Source organism: Ruegeria sp. BHSA118 (genome assembly GCF_059613405.1).
The window spans coordinates 1-2,075 of sequence record NZ_JBXWSM010000147.1 but is presented as its reverse complement, the minus strand read 5'-3'; the positions used below and the strand labels follow the sequence as shown (position 1 = coordinate 2,075).

The following is a 2,075-nucleotide window of genomic DNA, read 5'->3' as shown; positions in this document are numbered from 1 at the left end:
GTGATCGAGACCGCCTCGTTCCTGATTATCACACCGCTGCGCACCGTGGCGCAGCCTGCCTTTGGTGCGGCGGCGCGCGATGGTGGTCAGGCGACGGATTTGCTGATCGACGTCATGCGCCTGACCGGGTTTCTGGCCTTTCCGGCCTTTGCCGGGCTGGCGGTTCTGTCGGAACCGGCGCTGGTGCTGCTGTTCGGTCAGAAATGGGCTCCGGCGGCTCCGGTCCTGAGCCTGATGTCGGTGTTTGGCATGTATCTGTGTGCCGAAAAGGTGCAGCAGACCTTTTGTCTGGCGGCAGGTCAGGCCGGGCGTCTAGCGGTTCTGTCCTGGGTCGAGGTGGCGCTGGCGGCGGGGGTGATTGTGGTGCTGGCCCCGTATGGGTTGCCGGTCGTCACAGCCGGTTTTGTGGCTGTCTTTCTGCTGGTCTGGCCGCTCAAATTTGCCAATCTGGGGCATATTGCGGGGTTGTCCGGCCCGGGTTTGATGCGGCAGCATCTTGCGCCGCTTCTGCTGTCAGGGGGGATGGTGGCGGCAGTGCAGGGGATTGTGTGGCAACTGGACGGCCTGTCCCCGGCTTTGCTTTTGCTTGCCGGCACGGCGACGGGTGTTCTGGCCTATGGTTTGCTGGCTTTTCTGTTCCAGCGGGACAGGCTGCGCCTGCTGGTTTCGATGCTTGGGCCGCAAGACGGGCACCTGTCTGCGGCTGACACTCAAGGAATTGAGAGATAGATGAAATCGTTACGCATTTTGATGTTCACCACATTTTATCCCCCCTATTCCTTTGGCGGTGACGCCATCGGCATTCAGCGCATGGCGCGGGCGCTTGTGGCGCGCGGGCACGACGTGACGGTGGTGCATGACGAAGACAGCTATCTGATCCTGGGCGGCAAACCGCAGCCCGAGGGCACCCCTGACGGGGTGCGGCGGATCGGGCTGCGCAGCCGCAGCGGCATGATGTCGAACCTGCTGACCCAGCAGCTTGGCCGCCCGGTTGTCCATGCCGCCCGCATCCGCGAGATACTGGCCGAGCAGAAGCCGGATATCATCTGGCACAACAACACATCCCTGATCGGCGGGCCCGGCCTGTTGCCGATGGGCGAGGGGTTGAAAATCTATGAGGCGCATGAACACTGGCTGGTCTGCCCCACCCATGTTCTGTGGCGGCATGGGCGCGAGCTGTGTGATGAGCGCCAGTGCTTGCGCTGCGTGTTGCAGCACAAGCGTCCGCCGCAGCTGTGGCGCTATACCGGTGCGCTGGACCGGGCGCTGGATCACATGGATCTGATCATCGCCAAAAGCGAATTCAGCCGCGCCAAACATCGTGAATTCGGCCTGCGGCAGGACATGCAGGTGCTGCCCTATTTCCTGCCCGACCTGGATCAGAGCGCCTTGCCGGAACCGGCGGCGCATGACCGCCCCTATTTCCTGTTTGTCGGACGGTTGGAAAAGATCAAGGGGTTGCAGGATGTGTTCCCCGCCTTTGACCGCTATCCCGACGCGGATCTGCTGATCCTGGGTGATGGCGATTATGCGGATGAGCTGAAGGCACAGGCCGCAGGCAATGACCGGATCAAGTTCCTTGGCCGCAAGACGCCTGACGAGTTGAATGCTTACTATCGTGGCGCACTGGGGCTGATCGTGCCCTCGGTCTGTTATGAAACCTTCGGCATCATCCTGATCGAAAGCTTCCGGCTGGGTACGCCGGTGATCGCCCGGCGTCTGGGCCCGTTCCCCGAAATCGTGGAGCGGGCAGGGGGCGGGGAACTGTTCGAAACCGAAGATGACCTGATCGCAGCCATGCGCCGTTTTCAGGACGGAGGTGCCGCGCGGGATCAGATGGCCGCAGCGGCGCGGCAGGGGTTTGAGGCGCTCTGGCGCGAAGATCAGGTATTGGGCCGGTTCGGCGCGGCTTTTGCGCAGGCCGCGCATCGTGCAGGGCGGGCCGATCTGGCCCATGCCTTGGAAGCTGGTGCTTTCGAGAACGGCGCGGCGGACTGACCGGGGGTTATCCCTGCCCGGCCAGTTGCCGATACAGCTTTTCAAACCCGCTATGCACATGGGCTGGCGAGAACCTG

At 62.9% G+C, this 2,075-nt stretch carries 2 protein-coding genes; both read left to right on the top strand.

Going from position 1 to position 2,075, the window contains the following annotated elements:
* The coding region (locus AC2FNN_RS21490; protein ID WP_496760540.1) for an oligosaccharide flippase family protein at nucleotides 1-729 on the top strand (729 nt) is incomplete at its 5' end.
* Nucleotides 730-1,998, top strand: coding sequence for a glycosyltransferase (locus AC2FNN_RS21485; protein ID WP_496760538.1), 1,269 nt, complete (start codon nucleotides 730-732; stop codon nucleotides 1,996-1,998).
* Nucleotides 1,999-2,075 lie beyond the last annotated feature (77 nt).